Source organism: Stenotrophomonas sp. YJH_SMC_25, assembly GCF_059369595.1.
In genome coordinates this window covers 344,030-361,692 of the sequence record NZ_JCAFSV010000003.1, presented here as the reverse complement: position 1 = coordinate 361,692, position 17,663 = coordinate 344,030, and the positions used below count along the sequence as shown (strand labels likewise).

At 67.2% G+C, this 17,663-nt stretch carries 15 protein-coding genes; 3 read left to right on the top strand and 12 right to left on the bottom strand.

The genetic code is table 11. The annotated features are described in order from the left end of the window. Positions 1 to 14: 14 nt before the first annotated feature. The 8 genes from AC5P7E_RS06470 to AC5P7E_RS06435 all read right to left on the bottom strand — a co-directional run bounded on the left by AC5P7E_RS06470 (position 15) and on the right by AC5P7E_RS06435 (position 10,656). Positions 15 to 1,283, bottom strand: a complete 1,269-nt coding sequence (locus AC5P7E_RS06470; protein WP_114618222.1) for a septal ring lytic transglycosylase RlpA family protein — start codon at positions 1,281 to 1,283, stop codon at positions 15 to 17. After that, positions 1,280 to 2,425 carry a lytic murein transglycosylase B gene (gene mltB / locus AC5P7E_RS06465; RefSeq protein ID WP_114618223.1) on the bottom strand — a complete coding sequence of 382 codons (1,146 nt, stop codon included), beginning with the start codon at positions 2,423 to 2,425 and terminating at the stop codon, positions 1,280 to 1,282. Before mltB ends, AC5P7E_RS06470 begins: the two co-directional genes overlap by 4 nt. A gap of 980 nt (positions 2,426 to 3,405) precedes the next feature. Then, positions 3,406 to 4,500, bottom strand: a complete 1,095-nt coding sequence (gene rodA, locus AC5P7E_RS06460) for a rod shape-determining protein RodA (protein WP_033834551.1) — start codon at positions 4,498 to 4,500, stop codon at positions 3,406 to 3,408. Positions 4,501 to 4,636: 136 nt separating this feature from the next. Next, positions 4,637 to 5,749 (bottom strand): rod shape-determining protein RodA, encoded by a 1,113-nt coding sequence (gene rodA / locus AC5P7E_RS06455; RefSeq protein ID WP_005411073.1) that lies wholly within the window; start codon positions 5,747 to 5,749, stop codon positions 4,637 to 4,639. Further along, complete coding sequence (gene mrdA, locus AC5P7E_RS06450) at positions 5,746 to 7,821, bottom strand: penicillin-binding protein 2 (RefSeq protein WP_114618225.1); 2,076 nt, start codon at positions 7,819 to 7,821, stop codon at positions 5,746 to 5,748. Before mrdA ends, rodA (AC5P7E_RS06455) begins: the two co-directional genes overlap by 4 nt. Before the next feature lie 3 nt (positions 7,822 to 7,824). Next, complete coding sequence (gene mreD / locus AC5P7E_RS06445) at positions 7,825 to 8,310, bottom strand: rod shape-determining protein MreD (protein WP_005411075.1); 486 nt, start codon at positions 8,308 to 8,310, stop codon at positions 7,825 to 7,827. Next, a complete protein-coding gene (gene mreC / locus AC5P7E_RS06440) occupies positions 8,307 to 9,488 on the bottom strand; it encodes a rod shape-determining protein MreC (protein WP_114618226.1) in 1,182 nt (393 codons plus the stop codon). The genes mreD and mreC overlap by 4 nt, the downstream gene beginning before the upstream one ends. A 121-nt stretch (positions 9,489 to 9,609) precedes the next feature. Next, complete coding sequence (locus AC5P7E_RS06435; protein WP_005411077.1) at positions 9,610 to 10,656, bottom strand: rod shape-determining protein; 1,047 nt, start codon at positions 10,654 to 10,656, stop codon at positions 9,610 to 9,612. 283 nt (positions 10,657 to 10,939) lie between these two features. On the opposite strand from AC5P7E_RS06435, the gene AC5P7E_RS06430 reads away from it, so the two are divergent. Then, positions 10,940 to 11,878, top strand: a complete 939-nt coding sequence (locus AC5P7E_RS06430; RefSeq protein WP_005411078.1) for a carbohydrate kinase family protein — start codon at positions 10,940 to 10,942, stop codon at positions 11,876 to 11,878. A 319-nt stretch (positions 11,879 to 12,197) separates the two neighbouring features. Here the strand turns inward: AC5P7E_RS06430 and AC5P7E_RS06425 are convergent, their stop codons facing one another. From AC5P7E_RS06425 to ubiE, 4 genes are all read right to left on the bottom strand, one after another. After that, positions 12,198 to 12,833, bottom strand: coding sequence for an HAD family hydrolase (locus AC5P7E_RS06425; RefSeq protein WP_114618227.1), 636 nt, complete (start codon positions 12,831 to 12,833; stop codon positions 12,198 to 12,200). Beyond that, positions 12,821 to 13,552 (bottom strand): hypothetical protein, encoded by a 732-nt coding sequence (locus AC5P7E_RS06420; protein WP_005411080.1) that lies wholly within the window; start codon positions 13,550 to 13,552, stop codon positions 12,821 to 12,823. The genes AC5P7E_RS06425 and AC5P7E_RS06420 overlap by 13 nt, the downstream gene beginning before the upstream one ends. Before the next feature lie 127 nt (positions 13,553 to 13,679). Then, a complete protein-coding gene (locus AC5P7E_RS06415) occupies positions 13,680 to 15,608 on the bottom strand; it encodes a M1 family metallopeptidase (RefSeq protein ID WP_005414514.1) in 1,929 nt (642 codons plus the stop codon). A gap of 270 nt (positions 15,609 to 15,878) precedes the next feature. Further along, the gene (gene ubiE / locus AC5P7E_RS06410) at positions 15,879 to 16,640 is read right to left on the bottom strand and encodes a bifunctional demethylmenaquinone methyltransferase/2-methoxy-6-polyprenyl-1,4-benzoquinol methylase UbiE (RefSeq protein WP_005411082.1); all 762 of its coding nucleotides are present in this window, start codon (positions 16,638 to 16,640) and stop codon (positions 15,879 to 15,881) included. A gap of 80 nt (positions 16,641 to 16,720) precedes the next feature. Between ubiE and AC5P7E_RS06405 the strand changes: the two genes are divergently transcribed. After that, positions 16,721 to 17,173 carry a nucleoside deaminase gene (locus AC5P7E_RS06405; protein WP_005411083.1) on the top strand — a complete coding sequence of 151 codons (453 nt, stop codon included), beginning with the start codon at positions 16,721 to 16,723 and terminating at the stop codon, positions 17,171 to 17,173. A gap of 198 nt (positions 17,174 to 17,371) precedes the next feature. Next, positions 17,372 to 17,632 carry a hypothetical protein gene (locus AC5P7E_RS06400; RefSeq protein WP_005414515.1) on the top strand — a complete coding sequence of 87 codons (261 nt, stop codon included), beginning with the start codon at positions 17,372 to 17,374 and terminating at the stop codon, positions 17,630 to 17,632. Positions 17,633 to 17,663: the final 31 nt, after the last annotated feature.

Genomic DNA, 17,663 nt, shown 5'->3' with positions numbered 1-17,663 from the left:
CCGGCCCGGGCGGATCAGTCCTTGACGATCTGCGGCGAACCCAGGCCCAGACCGGCGATGCGACCGACAAGTTCCGCCGCACTGGCATGGTCGCTTGCCGGAACACGCAGGCGGAACAGGGTGCGGCCACCGGCGGCGATGTCGCTGATGGTCGCGCCGACGATGCCGGCGGCACTGAGCTGGCCCATCGCGCGGTTGGCGTTGTCGCGGTTGGAGAAGCTGGCGACCTGCACCATCACCGCGCCGACCATCTGCTGCGACAGGCTCGGCGCCGCCGCGGCGGCACGCACCGGTGCCGGTGCCACCGCGCGCGGGGCCGTGCTGGCGACAACGGCCGGAGCCGGCGCGGAGGTGCGCACCACCGGCGCGCTTGGCGGCAGGCTGCTGACCGCCACGTCCGGCGCGGTGCTGGCCACGCCCCGGGTGGTGGCCGGCTGGCCGCGCGCCGGGGCGCCATCGGTCGGCAAGCGGTTGACCAGGCGATCGATATCACTGTCGGTGGAAGCACGTGGCGCCGGCACCGGGCGCGCGCTGGCCACTGCAGTGGTGGCAGCCGCTTCAGCCGCGCGACGCTCGCGACGCGACGGCTTCTGCGCCATCAGGTTGCTCTCGCCCGGTTGCAGCGCGCGCACCTCGACATTGCCGGTACCGCGTTGGGTGATGCCCAGGCGCACGGCGGCGGCATAGCTGAGATCGACCACGCGGCCGTCATGGAACGGACCACGATCATTGACACGCACGATCACCGACTCGCCGTTGTCCAGGTTGGTCACGCGGGCGAAGCTGGGCAGCGGCAGCGTCTTGTGCGCGGCAGTGAACTGGTACATGTCGTAGACCTCGCGGTTGGAGGTCAGGCGGCCGTGGAACTTGGCCCCGTAGTACGACGCGGTGCCGCGCTCGACGTAGTCATGGGTGTCGTCGAGCACCTTGTACGACTTGCCCAGCACCACGTACGGCGACTTGTTGCCGATGGCCGAACGTTCCTCGGCGGTCACTTCCGGCTCGGGGATGCAGGCCACGTTGGGAATGTAGTCGGGCGTGCTGTCACGCACGCCTGGTTTGTACAGGCCACCAGCGGTGTAATTGCCGCGGGTGCTGAGGTCTTCCTTGGCCGCTGCATACGGCGAACCTTCCGGGCAGTGCGCCGGTCGCGAACCACGGCCCTGCACCAGCGTGCCGCTGGACTTGCCACCATGGCCGGCCGTGGCCGGCTGCTTCGGCGCGCTGCTGCAGGCCGCCAGTGCGAGGACGATCAAGCTCGGGACCAGCCATCTGATGTTCATGCCGGGGGCAGCTCCTGTCCGGCGATGGCCTGGGACAGCTGGAACACGGCCATCGCGTACATCTTCGATAGGTTGTAGCGGGTGATCGCGTAGTAGTTCTGGAAGCCCAGCCAGTACTGCTTGCCGGTGCTGCCTTCCAGGGTAATCGGGGTGGCGGTGGCGCCCGGCTGCACCGGCGTGCTCGGCTGGTAGCCGCGCTGTGCGAGGTCGGCCAGCGACCAGGTGGGCATCCATTCGGTCGGGTTGAACTCCTCGCGGCCCGGGGCCAGCGTGGCCGGTACCGCAACCTGGCCACCACGCACCCAGCCCCCCTTCTTCACGAAGTAGTTGGCGATGGAGGAGAACACGTCGTCGTAGCTGTTGAACAGGTCGCGACGACCATCACCGTTGCCGTCCACCGCGTAATCGAGGTAACTGGACGGCATGAACTGGCCCATGCCCATCGCACCGGCATAACTGCCCTTGAGTGTGGTGATGTCCAGTTTCTCTTCGCGGCCCAGCTCGAACAGCTTGGCCAGCTCATCGCGGAAGAACAGCTCGCGGCGCACTTCGCGTTCGAGCTTGGCCGGGTCGCCGCTGCGTGGGTAGTAGAACGCCAGCGTGTACAGCGCATCGAGCACGCGATAGCTGCCGGCATTCTTTCCGTAACTGGTTTCCACGCCGATGATCGCCACGATCACTTCGGCCGGCACGCCGGTGCGCTGCTGCACGCGATCCAGTTCGGCACGGTGTTCGGCCAGGAACGCGCGACCGCCATCAATGCGTGCCTTGCTGATGAACATCGGCCGGTATTCGTTCCACGGCTTGACCCGCTCGGCCGGGCGCGACATCGCGGCGATGATCGGCTGGCGCACCTGCGCCTGGTCGAGCACGCTGCTGATCTGCTCCGGCTTCAGGCCATAGCGCTTGGCGGTATCGGCAATGAAGCGGGCCCGCGCGACCTCGAACGGCACCGGTGTGAGATCCACCGGCGGCGCGGTAGCCGCAGTTGCTTCGGGTGCAGCCTCGGCCGGCCCATGGGCCTTGGTGGCGGGCTGGCGCGGCGTACTGCTGGCCTGGGGTGAAGACGGTGGGGACTTCGGCTGGGTCGCGCAGGCGACCAGGCCGAGGGTGAGCATGCAGGCCAGAGTGCGTCGAATCATCGTCGCAGGTTAGCAGGTCATGGATGAATTAAAACCCCTAACACCATGAATCACAACGATTTGCCCGTGTTCAGCGGGAAATGTGAAGGCGTCGTGATCGTGCTTCCCCATTCAGATAGAGGTGGCCGGTTGCGTCCCCATCCCCGCAGACGCAACCGGCGACCGGATCCGGTCGATACCTGCGCGGCTGCCGCTCCCCAGTGGCAGTGCCCCGCGCTCCTTGTATCCGTTGGATCAGTACTGCTTCCCGCCCGACGCCCCCTCGCGCTGCAACGATAGACGGCGCGCCGTGCCGAACGGGCCGCCATTGTGCAGGCCGATTACGACAAGTCCATTGATCAAGATCAACGCGGCGTAAAAGTGTGAACCAGCTAACGTTTTTTGCGGACTTTGGTCAGCGAGTGTGCTGTTCTGCATCGTTATGAGAACGCTTCCACAGCGAGCGTTGCGCAGAGTCAGGAAGTTTCCAGCCAACGGCGCAGCCCCTCGTGGGTGGTCGCGAAAAGCAGAAGCCGCGGGTGGGCCGGTCGGGTTGGGTACGCGGGGGACGCCGTGAATCCGTCCCTGGAGGCTTGTCAGCCGCATCCATGCGGCTGGCACCCCCGCGTACCCAACCCGACCGCCCTCTGACAGATTTTGGCGGTCTGCCACCCACGGAGAAGAAAGAGAAAATCAAAAGCGGGTCGCGGCGCTGCGCTTGCTTGTGAGCCGAGCATGACTCGGCTCCACACAAGGCAATGAAGCGACCCGCCAAGCCGCTTTTGCTTTTGATCTTCTCTTTCTTCTCCGTGGGTAGACGCGCACGGAACCTGTCCGTGGCCGGGTAGATGGGCTGCGCAGGGGCGTGAGCCGCATGGATGCGGCGACCGAGCTTACATGGACGTACTTGCAGCGGCCCCTGCGCAGCCCATCTACCTGGCCTCACCCGTTAACTACTTTTCGCGACCACCCACGAGGGGCTGCGCCGTTGGCTGGAAACCCTATCCCCCGTGCACGGGCCGGTGCCCGCGCACCGCCATCACCAGCCCGATACCCGCCAGCAGCGACACCGCCGAGGTACCGCCATAGCTGATCAACGGCATCGGAATGCCCACCACCGGCAGCAGGCCGGAAATCATCCCGCCGTTCACCAGTACGTACACGAAGAACGCCAAGCCCAGGCTGCCGGCCAGCAACCGTGCGTGCGTGTCGCGGGCGTGCACCGCGATCCACAGGCAGCGGCCGACCACGAACAGGTACAGCGCAAACACGGTGGCCACGCCGATCCAGCCGAACTCTTCGGCCAGCACCGAGAACGCGAAGTCGGTGGTGTACTCAGGCAGGAAGTCCAGCGTGGCCTGGGTGCCCTGCCCCCAGCCGCGCCCGTCCCAGCCACCGGAGCCGATCGCGATGCGAGACTGCAGGATGTTCCAACCGGTGCCAAGCGGATCCGCCGACGGATCAAGGAAGGTCAGCACGCGATCCTTCTGGTACTGCCGCAGCAGGCCGAACCAGGCCAGCGGCGCGGCAACGGCAAGGCCCGTCGCGCCAGTTGCCACCCAGCCCCAGTGCAATCCGGCCAACAGCAGCGCGAACACGCCGCTGGCGGTAACCAGCGTGGCGGTGCCCAGGTTGGGCTGCATCAGGATCAGCACGGCGGGTACACCGATCAGCACGGTGGTGGTCAGTACGGTGCGCGGCGACGGTGGCAGCGGTTGCCGATGCAGGTACCAGGCCATCATCAGCGGCAGGCTGAGCTTGAGCAGTTCGGATGGCTGCAGGTAGAACACGCCGAGATTGAGCCAGCGCTGCCCGTACTTGCCTGTACCGATCACATACACCGCCATCAGCGGCAGCATCGACAGCGCATAGATTGCCGGCGTCCACGCGCGCAGCCGCAGCAGCGAAACGCGGGACAGCAGCCACATCGACGCCAGGCCACCGGCAAAACGCGCCGCCTGCCCAGCCACCGGACCGGACACGCTGTGCAGCACCGCCAGGCCCGCGCCCATCAGGATCAGCAACGCGATCAGCAACGGCAGATCGATCGTGCGCGCCACCTCACGGCAGCCGCCAAGCAGTCGTTTCCATTCCACGCGGGCACGGTAGCAATGCGTGCTTGCGTGAAGCTGTCAGGGTGCGCGTGCGCTTGTAGAGTCAAGCCGTGCTCGACTCTACAGAACAGCGGATGCAATCGAGCGGATGGAAGCGCGGCAAAGCGCGCAACCGGTGCTAGCCGTAGCCGCCGTGCACCGGGTTGTGACTGCGTACGGCCATCACCAGGCCGAAGCCGGCCAGCAGTGACACCGCCGAGGTACCGCCGTAGCTGATCAGCGGCATCGGCACGCCCACCACCGGCAGCAGGCCGGAAATCATCCCGCCGTTCACCAGCACATAGACGAAGAACGCCAGGCCGGTAGCGCCGGCCAACAGGCGCGAATAGGAATCGCGCGACTGGCTGGCGATCCACAGGCAACGCCCGATCACCACCAGGTACAGGGTCAGCACCAGGGCCACACCCATCCAGCCGAATTCCTCGCTCAGCACCGAGAACGCGAAGTCGGTGGTCTGTTCGGGAATGAAGTTCAGGTGCGACTGCGAGCCCTCGCCCCAGCCCTTGCCATCGAAGCCGCCGGAGCCGATCGCGATCTTCGACTGGATGATGTTCCAGCCGGCCCCCAGTGCATCCATCTCCGGGTCCAGGAACATCATGATGCGGTCCTTCTGGTACGGCCGCAGCAGCCAGAACCAGGCCACCGGCGCGACCGCAGCCACGCCGCCCACGCCCAGCCCGACCCACCACCACGGCAGGCCTGCCAGCAGCAGTACGAACACGCCGCTGGCGGCGATCAGCACGCCGGTACCAAAGTCGGGCTGCAACATCACCAGGCCGGTCGGCACGCCGATGATGATCAAGGCCACGAGCACGGTGTTGAAGCGCGGCGGCAGCGGCATCTTGTGCAGGTACCAGGCCACCATCATCGGCAGGCTGACCTTCAGCAGCTCGGCCGGCTGCAGGTAGAAGAACTTCAGGTCCAGCCACTGCCGGCCGTACTTGCCGGTGCCGAGCACGAACACCGCCAGCAGCGGAATCATGGAGATCGCATAGATCATCGGCGTGGCCGAGCGGATGCGCAGGATCGGCACCCGCGAGATGCCCCACAGTGCAGCCATGCCCACCGCGAAACGCGCGCCCTGGGCCATCACCAGGCCGTCGCCACCGGCACTCTTCAAGGTGGCCAGGCCGATCACCATCAGCGCGCCCAGGGCCAGGCACAACACCCAGTCCAGCGTGCTGAAGAAGCGGCGCAGCATGTCGCCGGCCCAGCGCAGGAACACTTTCATCGTGCGGGCTCCGCAACCGCCGGGCGTGGCGTGGCCGGCACTGCGGCAGCGGCCGGCGTGCCCGGCTGCGGCGCAGGGGCCGGTTCGGGGGTGGGGGCACCCACCTGCACCGGGTGTTCGCCCAGCTGCGCGGCCGCCAGATCACCGGCCTGGCGTGCGCCGGCGTCTTCGTTGTCGAACGCGGTGGCACCGATGGCGGTGGTACCACGCTCGCTGTCCAGCGGCTGCATGCCCTCGGGCATCTTGCCCAGCAGGTAGGCATCGAACACCTTGCGGGCGATCGGCGCAGCAGCCGAACCACCATAGCCACCGCCTTCCACCGCCACCGCGATCGCGATCACCGGGTTTTCGACCGGCGCGAAGCCGACGAACAGCGCGCGGTGGCGCAGGTGCATCGGCAGGCTCTTCGGGTTCACCGCTGCGGTGCCCTTGCGGCTGATGACCTGCGCGGTACCGGTCTTGCCGGCCATCACGTACGGCGCACCGACCGCCACGCGCCAGCCGCTGCCGCCCGGCCGCATGGTCGCCATCATGCCCTCGCGCACCGCCTGCACGTTGTTGGGGTTGGGGCTGACCGGCTTGCTCTCGCCGGGCGGCGTCGCGGTCCAGTCGCTGTCGAAGCCGTCGCGCTGCTGGATCACCAGGTGCGGGGTGCGCAGCTGCCCGTCGGCCAGCGCGCTGACGCCGCGCGCCAACTGCAGCGGGGTGACCTTCCAGTCGCCCTGGCCGATGCTGATGTTGACCGTATCGCCGGGGTACCAGGCTTCCTTGCGGGTCTTCCGCTTGTAGGCCGGCGACGGCAGGATGCCGCCGATTTCGCCGGTGAGGTCGATACCGGTCGGCTGGCCGAAGCCGTAGTACTCCATGTAATGGTCGAAGCGCTCGATGCCCAGGTCCAGCGCCAGCTTGTAGTAGTAGGTGTTGACCGACTCGGCGATGGACTTGCGCAGATCGGTCCAGCCATGGCCGCCACGATGCGCATCACCCCAGCCACGGCTGGTGCCGGGCAGGTAGAACATGCCGGTGGACAGCACCTTGTCTTCCGGGCGGCGCACGCCCGAGTCCAGGCCGGCCAGGCCGATCAGCGGCTTCAGCGTGGAACCGGGAGCGACGCCGCCGAGCACCAGGCGGTTGAACTGCGGCCGCGACGGGTTCTCGTTCAGCGCCTTGAAGTCGGCATGGGAAATGCCGTTGACGAACAGGTTGGGGTCGTAGGACGGCAGGCTGACCATCGCCAGCACCTCGCCGGTACGCGGGTCCATCGCCACTGCCGAGCCCTCCTGGTCGCCGAAGGCCGCCACCATGGCACGCTGCAGGTCCGCGTCGATCGACAGCCGCAGGTCGGCGCCGGACTGCGCGGCCACCCGGCCGATGGTGCGGATGGCACGGCCCTGCACGTTGGTTTCGACCTGCTCGTAGCCGACCTTGCCGCGCAGCTGCTGCTCGTAATAGCGCTCCAGGCCGGACTTGCCGATGTGGGTCAGCGCGGCATTGCCTTCGCCGAGGATCTCCAGATCCTTGTCGTCGACGCGGCCGACATAGCCGATGATGTGCGCAAACAGGTCACCGTACGGATAACGCCGGGTCAGGTAGGGCTCAAGCTCGACGCCGGGGAAGCGCCAACGGTCGACGGCGAAGCGCGCCATCTCCTCGTCGCTCATGCGCAGCTTCAGCGTGACCGGCAGGAACTTGCGGCGCGCCTTGCGCGACTTGTTGAACGCTTCCAGCTCTTCCGGGCTGATGCTGATGATCTTCGCCAGCCCTTCCAGGGTGGCGTCCATGTCCTTGACCTTGTCCGGGGTCACGTCCAGGCGGAACGCTGGCACGTTCTCGGCCAGCAGGCGACCGTTGCGGTCGTAGATCATGCCGCGCCCGGGCACCACCGGCCGCGGCTTGATGCGGTTGGCTTCCGAGCGCGTGGCGTAGACGTCGTGATCCAGCACCTGCAGCTTGAAGTACCAGCCGCCCAGGCCCAGCAGGCAGACCAGCACGCCCAGGAAACCCAGCGCCGCACGGCGGCGGAACTGTTCGGCTTCGGCGTGCGGGTTCTTGACCTGGCGGCGCGGGATCATGGCTCAGCGCCCGCGCTTGCCGAAGCGCACTGCGTCCAGCAGCACGAACACCAGCGGCCACAGGCCCATGCCCAACAGCGGGGCCCACCAGTACGACCACGGCAGGGTCGGCTCGCCCACCAGGATGTGGACCAGCGCGCTGACGATGCGGTCGTTGAACAACAGGCCACCGATGGCCAGCATCTGCTGCGACATCGGGAAGAAGCGGATGCGGGCGCGGAAACGCTGCAGGATGAAGGCCAGCATCACCAGCCGCAGCGCCTGTTCGCCGAGCACGCCGCCGTACAGCAGGTCGGCGACCACGCCGCTGGCGAAAGCGATGCCCAGGCCGACGCGCTCGGGCGTCTCGATCACCCAGTACGCCAGCACCAGCGCCAGCCAGTACGGGCGCAGCGGCTGCAGCAGCGCCGGCAACGGCAGCAGGCCCAGCAGCAGGGCTACGACCAGGCTGGCCGGCAATACCCACGGGTTGTCGCGCAGGCGGCTCATCGCTGGGCCTCCGGCGTGGTCGGTTGCCGGCCAGCGGCCGGCACTACCGGGGCGGCAGGATCAAGCGAGGATGCGGGAGCAACAGTCCTCGCTTGCGACGAGGGCTGTTGCCGGCCAGCGGCCGGCACTACCGGAGCGGCAGGATCAAGCGAGGATGCGGGGGCAACAGTCCTCGTTTGCGACGAGGGCTGTTGCCGGCCAGCGGCCGGCACTACCGGGGAGCTGACCGGAGCTGGCGTCGTTGTCGCTGGCGCGGCTCCCGCAGGCACGGTGGCGCCGGTGGCCGGGCCACCCGGAGTGGTTTCTTCCAGCTGCAGGCGCAGTTCCGGCGGAATGCGGATCGCCGCACCGGGGCGCAGCAGCAGCACATCACGGCCACGATCCAGCTGGGCGGCTGGCTTCAGTTCGCCGACCAGGAAGGCATGGGTGTCGTCCGGGCGCAGGCCGGTGATGGTGCCGACCGGGAAGCCGGCCGGGAAGCGGCCACCGAGGCCGGAGGTGACGATCTCATCGCCCACTTCCACACCGGCGCTGAGCGGGATGTCGCGCAGCTCCAGCGTGTCGCCGCGACCGTAGACGATCAGGCGTACGCCGTTGCGGGCCACGGTGACCGGCACCGCGTGGTCGGGGTCGGTCAGCAGCAGCACGGTGGAGGTACCGCCGGTGACGCTGATCACCTGCCCCATCAGGCCACCGGCATCGATCACCGCCTGCCCGACGTGCACGCCTTCGCGGCTGCCGGCGTCGAGCACCAGGCGCTGCTTCACCGGGTCCAGGTCGATATCCAGGATCGGCGCCAGCTGCACGTCCAGGCCACTGCGCTCGGCCACGTTCAGCAGTTCGCGCAGCTGGGCGTTGTCCAGCGCCGCGGTCTGCAGACGGGTCAGGCGCGCGTTGGCCAGCAGCAGCTGGTTGCGCAGTTCACGGTTCTCGGTGACCAGCTGGGTGTGGCTGGCCGCGGAATCCTTGACCTGGTTGCCGAGCTTGCCGGGCAGACCCGCCAGTGCCCACACAGGCTGCACCAGGCTGTTGGCCTGCTCGCGCAGGCGCGCCAGCCAACCCGCCTGATCGTCAAGGACGATCAGTGTGATGGCCAATGCAAGATAGGCCAGCAACCGCAGGGGGCTGGCGGCATCACCGGATCGGGAGGCAACGGGAGGACCGGCGTAGGGCGGCACGGCAACGATTCAACTGGCAGAAGGCGGAAGGGAAACACGCGGACGCCCCGCCGGTGCCGGCCCGCCATCGCGGCGGGCCGCACCCCGGAAGGGCGCGGCGGGCAGGAACGGCCGGGACGGCTTATTCCGGCGCAAAGAACTCGTTGCCGTGCATGTCCACCAGTTCCAGCGCACGACCGCCACCGCGGGCCACGCAGGTCAGCGGATCGTCGGCCACCTGCACGTGCAGGCCGGTTTCTTCGGAGATCAGGCGGTCCAGGTCACGCAGCAGGGCGCCGCCGCCGGTCAGCACGATGCCGCGCTCGGCAACGTCGGCACACAGTTCCGGCGGGGTCTGCTCCAGCGCCAGCTTGACCGCGCTGACGATGCCCGACAGCGGTTCGTGCAGGGCTTCAAGCACCTCGTTGGAGCTGATCTTGATCATCTTCGGCACGCCCTCGGCGAGGTTGCGGCCGGAGATCTCCAGCTCCTGCACCTCGGCCTGCGGGTAGGCACAACCCAGCTCGACCTTGATGCGCTCGGCGGTGGCTTCACCGATCAGCATGCCGTGGTTGCGGCGCACGTAGTTGGTGATGGATTCGTCGAAGCGGTCACCGCCGATGCGGACCGAGGCCGAATAGACGATGCCGTTGAGCGAGATCACCGCCACTTCGGTGGTGCCGCCGCCGATGTCGATGACCATCGAGCCACGGGCTTCGGTGACCGGCATGCCGGCGCCGATCGCGGCAGCCATCGGCTCTTCGATCAGGTACACGTCACGGGCACCGGCTTCCTCGGCCGATTCCTTGATCGCGCGGCGCTCGACCTGGGTCGAACCGGCCGGCACGCAGACCAGCACGCGCGGGCTCGGGCGCAGCACGCGCGACTTGTGCACCTTCTTGATGAAGTGCTTGAGCATCGCCTCGGTGTAGGTGAAGTCGGCGATGACGCCGTCCTTCATCGGGCGGATGGTGGTGATGTGGCCCGGGGTACGGCCGAGCATCTGCTTGGCCTCGGCGCCAACGGCTGCCACCGAGCGGGTGCCACCGATGGCACGGTCCTGGCGCACGGCCACGACCGACGGCTCGTTCAGCACGATCCCCTGCCCGCGCACGTAGATGAGGGTGTTGGCCGTGCCCAGGTCGATGGACAGGTCGTTGGAGAACATGCCACGGAGTTTCTTGAACATCTGAGGAAGGAGTCCTGAGGGGTGTCGTGCCCGCCGCGGGATGGCGAAAAAATGGGCAGAAATCGAGGCCGACAAGCCTAGCAACCCGCCTGCCGCCGAGCAAGGAAAAAACTAGCTGAACCCGCGTCTTCACAGGCTTTCGGCCTGATCGGGCATCACCCGGTTCTGGCCCTGAGCGGCACCAGCGGGTAACCTTTGCGCCGTCGGGCGCCCAAGGGCGCCGTTTGCTTGCCCGCTGAACCGGGCCGGCCCACCCCAAAATTCACCGCATAGGCTTACATCGATGTCCGCTCTGATCTGTGGTTCTCTTGCCTTCGACACCATCATGGTGTTCCCGGACCAGTTCAAGAATCACATCCTGCCGGACAAGGTGCACATCCTGAACGTGTCCTTCCTCGTGCCGCGCATGCGCCGCGAGTTCGGCGGCTGCGCCGGCAACATCGCCTACAACCTGCACCTGCTGGGCGGCCAGCCGATCCCGATGGGCACCGTGGGTTCGGACTTCGGCCCGTACCGCGAATACTTCGAAGGCCTGGGCATCGATCTGTCGCGTGTGCGCGTGATCGACGAGCTGTTCACCCCGCAGGCGTTCATCACCACCGACCACGACAACAACCAGATCACCGCCTTCCACCCGGGCGCGATGATGCGCTCCTACGAGAACCATGTGCGCGGCGTGCCGGGCGTGACCCTGGGCCTGGTCGGCCCGGACGGCCGCGAAGGCATGATCCAGAACGCGCAGGAATTCCACGAGGACGGCATTCCGTTCATCTTCGACCCGGGCCAGGCCATGCCGCTGTTCAACGGCCCCGAGCTGCGCGCCTTCATCGATCAGGCCGACTACGTGGTGGTCAACGACTACGAGTCGAACCTGCTGCAGGAGCGCACCGGCTGGGACGAGAAGGAGATCGTCAGCCGGGTCAAGGCCTACATCACCACCCGTGGCCCGAAGGGTGCGGTCATCCACACCCCGGAAAAGAGCTACGACATCCCGCCGGCGCACGAGCGCCGCGTGGTCGATCCGACCGGCTGTGGCGACGCCTTCCGCGCCGGCCTGATCTACGGCATCCAGAAGGGCTACGACTGGCTGACCATCGGCCGCATGGGCAACCTGATGGGCGCGCTGAAGGTCGAGCACCCGGGCACGCAGAACCAGCGCTTCACCTTCGATGAGTTCAACGAGCAGTTCAAGCAGCAGTTCGGTTACGCGCTGGGCGCGTAAACGAACTGCCCGCGCATCCCACTCTTGTCCCCGCGCCTTCGGCGCGCCCCCTTGAACAACAAGGGGGCTTTCCACCCGATGCGCTGCTGGGAATGCTGTTGGTAGGTGTCGACCTTGGTCGACACTGCCGGCCAGCGGCCGGCACTACCCCTTCTGCTGCCAGGCCGCCAGCCTGGCCACGGGTGTTCTGGTAGGTGTCGACCTTGGTCGACACTGCCGACCAGCGGCCAGCACTACCCCTTCTGCCAGGCCGCCAGCCTGGCCACGGGTGTTCTGGTAGGCGTCGACCTTGGTCGACACTGCCGGCCAGCGGCCGGCACTACCCCTTCTGCTGCCAGGCCGCCAGCAAGGCGCGGCAATCGGCGAAATGCCAGTCGGCGCTGCCGGGCCACGGGTTCTCCGGCAGATTGACCAGCACGGTGTGGGTGCCCGCGGCGCGCCCGCACTCCAGGTCGTAGGCGTGGTCACCGACCATCACCGCGTGCGCAGCCCCGATGCCCCAGCGACGAAGATGCTGCTGCAGGCCATCCGGCGAGGGCTTGGGCACCGCTTCATCGCGGCCGATGATGTCGGCGTCGTCGAACAACGCCCCGACCCCGATCGCCTCCAGCGTCAGCTTCGCCAGCGCATGGTCGTTGCGGGTCAGGATGCCCAGCCGGCAACCTGCCGCCGACAGCGCGCGCAGCAGCTTCACCGCCCCCGGCGCTGGCAGCGCGTCCTCGGCCAGGGCGCGCTCGTGATCCAGCAGCCACGCGCGCTTGGCCTGCGCCGGTGCGTCGGGCAATGCCGCGATATGGTCGAGGATGTCTTCCTCCGCGGCGATCTCCAGCGCTCGGCGGATCGCGGCGAAATCATGCACGGCCACCGTCAGCGTGCCGTCCATGTCGAACACCCAGTGCCGGATCGCGGACAACGCGTGCACTGCGCTGCCCGTCGCAACCTTCACTGCCACCACTGCGGCATGCGGCTGGCGTCGACACCGCCGGTTTCGAACACGGCCGTTCGCGTGCCACCGGCCTTGACCGGGAACTCGATGCTGATCGACTTGCCCTTGCGCGCCAGTTTCCACAGTGCCTTCTGATCGGTGATGAACAGGGCGATGGCTTCATCAGTCTTCGGGCGCCAGGCCGCCATTGGTACCGGCTTGCCGTCATCCACGGTCACTTTCACCGTGCATTGCGGGCAACGGAAATCACCGGCCTGCAGCACCAGGTAGGCATGCCGCTTCCACTCCGGATGATCGCGGAACACCAGCTGCACCGGTTTGGCGCCGCTGCCATCCACGTCCACCCGTTCCTTGCTGTAGATCTGCGCCGAGACCTGGTTGCCCTTGCTGCCCACCGGAATCTGGTTGTACTGCCATAGCCCCTGCATGCGGCGCAGGTCGCGCGCGGCGTCGCCCTTGGCCTTGACCTCGTCGAAGCCTGCGGCGATGCGCTCGGCGGCGGCGGTGTCCTTGTACTGGTCCAGCAGCGAGGCACCATGCAGGCGCGCGCGTTCCCAGTCCTGCGCGGCCACGGCCATGTCGTACTGCTTGGCCACGTCTTCGGCCTTGGCCTCCTTCTGCGCCTGCGCGGCGGCCGCAGCGGCTTCCTGCGCCTTGCGTTCCTCTTCCGGGTTGCTGCAGGCGGCCAGGGCCAGGGTGCAGGCGGTGAGCAGGATCAGTCGTTTCATGGCGGAGGTCCTATGCGAGTGCATCCCGATTCTATCGGCAGCGAAAAGCGGATACACCAACGGCGGGTTTCCCCGCCGTTGGTGGTGAAGCAGTGACCGGTTGCCAGCCAGCGGCCGGCACTACCGCTTACTTGGCTTCAGCCTTGGCCAGCATGTCCTGGACCGAGGCGGTGGTGATCGGGTGGTAGCCCGGCTTGGCCTTTTCGAAGGCCTGCTTGGCCAGTTCCAGACCCTTCGGGGTCTTCACCAGTTCGGCGTAGATCGGCAGGATCAGCTTGCGACGGCCGACGCGCTCGATGAATGCAGCCGCCCCTTCATTGGCCTGCTCGTAGCCGCTGCGGATCGCCAGCGGGTACCAGCGCATGGCGATCTCGCCATTGGGGGTGCCGGTGAAGTGGAAGGCCTTGTCCAGCGTGGCCAGCTTGTCCAGCGGCTGGGTCGCACCGAGGCCGTCGATGAAGCGCACCCATTCCTGGGTGCTCCAGTCGGCGATGACCTGGCTGCTGGGCACGGTGCCGGCGCTGGCGAATGCGATGCGCGCGGTATCGACGCTGCTGAAGTTGCGCGACTGCGCCTTGGCCGCGAACGCCGGGATGCCCGGCTCGTCCAGCCACGCCTTCAGTTCGGCCTCGGTCACGGCCGACGGATTCTTCGGCAGCAGGTTCTTCTTCATGTACGCGACGAACTGGTCGGTGTTCGCGCTCTGGAAGGCGTGGTCATCGAACCAGCCCCGCAGGAACGGATCGAAGGTCTCGCGGCCAAAGCGCTGTTCCAGGAACTCCAGGAACCACGAACCCTTGACGTAGGCGACCTGGCTGAGGGCTTCATCGGGGTCACGCTCGTTCAGCGGCGGCAGCGCCAGTGCCTGGTCGGCCGGGCTCATGTCCTTCACTTCGGCCAGCAGGTCGGTCTGGTCGATCTGCTTCTCCATCTCGGCCATCTCCTTGCCGTACAGGGCTTCGGTGATGCGGCCCTGGACGTAGGTGGTGAAGCCTTCGTTGAGCCAGATGTCCTTCCAGCTGGCGTTGGTCACCAGGTTGCCCGACCAGCTGTGCGCCAGTTCGTGGGCGACCAGCGAGACCAGCGACTTGTCGCCGACGATCACGGTCGGGGTGGCGAAGGTCAGGCGCGGGTTTTCCATGCCGCCGAACGGGAACGACGGCGGCAGCACCAGCATGTCGTAGCGGCCCCAGCGGTATTCGCCGTACAGCTTCTCGGCGGCACCGATCATCTTCTCGGTGTCTTCGAATTCCTTGGCGGCCTTGTTGACCATGGTCGGCTCGGCCCAGACGCCGGAGCGGCCGGAGATCGGCTCGAACACCAGGTCGCCGGCGGCGATGGCCAGCAGGTAGGACGGAATCGGCTGCGGCATCTTGAAGGTGTAGTCACCATCACGCGCGGCCTTCGGATCGTTGTCGGCGCTCATCAGCACCATCACGTCCGGGCGCGAGACCACGTGCGCGCTGTAGGTGAAGCGCACGCTCGGGGTGTCCTGCAGCGGCACCCAGGAGCGGGCATGGATGGCCTGCGACTGGCTGAACATGAAGGGCAGCTTCTTGCCCTCGGTCATCGACGGTGCCAGCCACTGCAGGCCCGATGCGGTCGGCGCGGTGTGGTAGGTCACTTCCACCTTGGCCGGCTGTTCCGGGGCCTCGATGGTCAGCTTGCTGCCGAACACCTTGTCAGCGGCGGCCAGCTCGAACTTCAGCGGGCTGCGCGCGCCATCGGCGGCGACGGCCTCGACCTTGGACACGGTCAGCTCGCGGGTGTCGAGCACCAGCTGCCTGGCGTCCTTCTGCTTCCATTCCAGGGTGTAGGTGGCGGTGCCGCCAATCTGCTTCTGGTCGAAGTCGAGCTTCAGATCCAGCGCGATGTCCTTGATGACGACCTTGTCCGGCTCGGCGTACGAGCTTTCGTCGTGACTGCGGTTCTCGGCGTTCACGGGGGCGGCAGGGGCCTTTGCGGCAGTCGGGGCGGCGGCGGGCGCGGCCGCCTCCTGGGAGCAGCCGGCGGCCAGGGCCACGGCCAGCGGAAGGAGCATCAGCGGATTACGCATGAATCGGGACCGTTACGGGGATCAAACCCCAATGGTACCTCCCTCCGGCCCGGCAGGCGTTGCGCGGTGCGGGGTAATGGCAGGCAAGCCGATCCTGCGCCTCGGGCGCATGCCAACCAATGTCGGCATCTACAGGCAGGTACCAACCTTGGTTGGCACGGACCCATCAACGCATGCGGCAGGCCCGTGCCGACCAAGGTCGGCAGCTACCAGATCGGATCACCGCAGCGGGCGAGCACCAACCACGGTTGGCACCCACCAGAGCGGGGCTTACAGCTTGTAGCCGGAGTGGATCGAAACGATGCCGCCGGTCAGGTTCTTGTAGTGGCAGCGCTCGAACCCGGCCTGCCCCATCATCGCCTTCAGTTCATCCTGCGGCGGGTGCTTGCGGATGCTCTCGGCCAGGTACTGGTAGCTGTCCGAGTCATTGGCGAACAGCTTGCCCAGCTTCGGCAGGATCTTGAACGAGTGGAAGTCGTAGATCGGCTTGAACCAGTCCGCGGTGACTTCGGAGAACTCCAGCACGCGGGCCTGGCCCCCGACCTTCAGCACGCGGTACATCTCGCGCAGGCCGGCGTCCTTGTCGGTCACGTTGCGCAGGCCGAAGGCGATGGTGACCAGGTCGAAGCTGTTGTCCGGGAACGGCAGGGCCTCGGCGTTGCACTGCACGTAGTCCAGGCCCAGCACCAGGCCGCGGTTGGTCAGGCGATCACGGCCGACCGACAGCATGCCGGCGTTGATGTCGCCCAGCACCACCGAGCCCTCGGCGCCGACGCGCTCCTTCAGCAGGGCGGCGATGTCGCCGGTGCCGCCCGCCAGATCGAGCACGCGGTCGCCCGGCTTCACCTGCGCGGTGGCCACGTAGTAGCGCTTCCACGCCCGGTGCACGCCCAGGCTCATCAGGTCGTTCATCAGGTCGTAGTTGCGCGCGACCGAGGTGAACACCTGGCCGACCAGCTTCTGCTTGTCCTTGGCGGCGACGTCGCGGAACCCGAAATGGGTGGTACCGGCTTTGTAGGGGGATTCGCTCATGGCCCCGATTATCGCACCGCCGGGGGCCAGCGGCACCCCCTGCCCGTATCATGGCGGGCCACGACTTACCGGAGCCCCGCATGATCACCACGCCCGACTACCAGGCCCTGCTGCAGACCGCCATCGCCGAAGCCCGCCAGGGCCTGGCCGAGGGCGGCGTGCCGATCGGCGCAGCCCTGTACCACAACGACGGCCGCCTGCTTGGCTGCGGCCACAACCGCCGCGTGCAGGAAGGCGACCCGTCGGTGCACGGCGAGACCGATGCGTTCCGCAAGGCCGGCCGCCAGCGCCGTTACCAGGACACGATCATGGTCACCACCCTGGCACCGTGCTGGTACTGCTCTGGCCTGGTGCGCCAGTTCAACATCGGCACCGTGGTGGTGGGCGAATCGCGCACCTTCCAGGGCGGCATCGACTGGTTGCGGGAAAATGGCGTCAACGTGATCGACCTGGACAGCCAGGAATGCGTGGACCTGCTGGGCGGCTTCATTGCGCAGCACCCGGAGATCTGGAATGAAGACATCGGTGAATGATCACCACGCAGTGTCCTGTTGAACCCGTTTAATGAACGCTTCAGTGCCGGCACGCCCTAGTGCCGGCAGCGTTTGCGGCCATTGCCGTGAACCAGTGCACAGTCAGCTGCGCAACGTGCACACGCTGCGATAACACCCCGCCCGGCTGCCGCGCCTAGGGTGGGGTTACCGGGACTTCTTTCCCCGGCGGAGCCAGCCATGTGCGCGCACGCCGTACGACCTGCACCAGACTCGATCCTCGACCCGATCCGCGAACGCCTGCAGCGGCAATATGCACTGCACCGGCGCGGCGCGTTGTTCTGGACCGCCTACCAGCGCATGCAACTGGAGCTGGTCCGTCGCCATCCGCTCGACCACGAGCGCCTGTGCAACGCGATGGCCACCCTGGCCGAAGATCTCGGTGCCGTCGAGCACGCGCAGTTGATTGGACATGCCAACGCCAGCTCCACATCGCGCTGACGCGGCATGCACCGCCACATACGCCACACTC

Coding starts and splice junctions, on each gene's coding strand:
- AC5P7E_RS06470 (WP_114618222.1), bottom strand. CDS start 1,283: ATGAACATCAGATGGCTGGTCCCGAGCTTGATCGTCCTCGCACTGGCG.
- mltB (WP_114618223.1), bottom strand. CDS start 2,425: ATGATTCGACGCACTCTGGCCTGCATGCTCACCCTCGGCCTGGTCGCC.
- rodA (WP_005411073.1), bottom strand. CDS start 5,749: ATGAAAGTGTTCCTGCGCTGGGCCGGCGACATGCTGCGCCGCTTCTTC.
- mrdA (WP_114618225.1), bottom strand. CDS start 7,821: ATGATCCCGCGCCGCCAGGTCAAGAACCCGCACGCCGAAGCCGAACAG.
- mreD (WP_005411075.1), bottom strand. CDS start 8,310: ATGAGCCGCCTGCGCGACAACCCGTGGGTATTGCCGGCCAGCCTGGTC.
- AC5P7E_RS06435 (WP_005411077.1), bottom strand. CDS start 10,656: ATGTTCAAGAAACTCCGTGGCATGTTCTCCAACGACCTGTCCATCGAC.
- AC5P7E_RS06430 (WP_005411078.1), top strand. CDS start 10,940: ATGTCCGCTCTGATCTGTGGTTCTCTTGCCTTCGACACCATCATGGTG.
- AC5P7E_RS06420 (WP_005411080.1), bottom strand. CDS start 13,552: ATGAAACGACTGATCCTGCTCACCGCCTGCACCCTGGCCCTGGCCGCC.
- AC5P7E_RS06415 (WP_005414514.1), bottom strand. CDS start 15,608: ATGCGTAATCCGCTGATGCTCCTTCCGCTGGCCGTGGCCCTGGCCGCC.
- ubiE (WP_005411082.1), bottom strand. CDS start 16,640: ATGAGCGAATCCCCCTACAAAGCCGGTACCACCCATTTCGGGTTCCGC.
- AC5P7E_RS06405 (WP_005411083.1), top strand. CDS start 16,721: ATGATCACCACGCCCGACTACCAGGCCCTGCTGCAGACCGCCATCGCC.
- AC5P7E_RS06400 (WP_005414515.1), top strand. CDS start 17,372: ATGTGCGCGCACGCCGTACGACCTGCACCAGACTCGATCCTCGACCCG.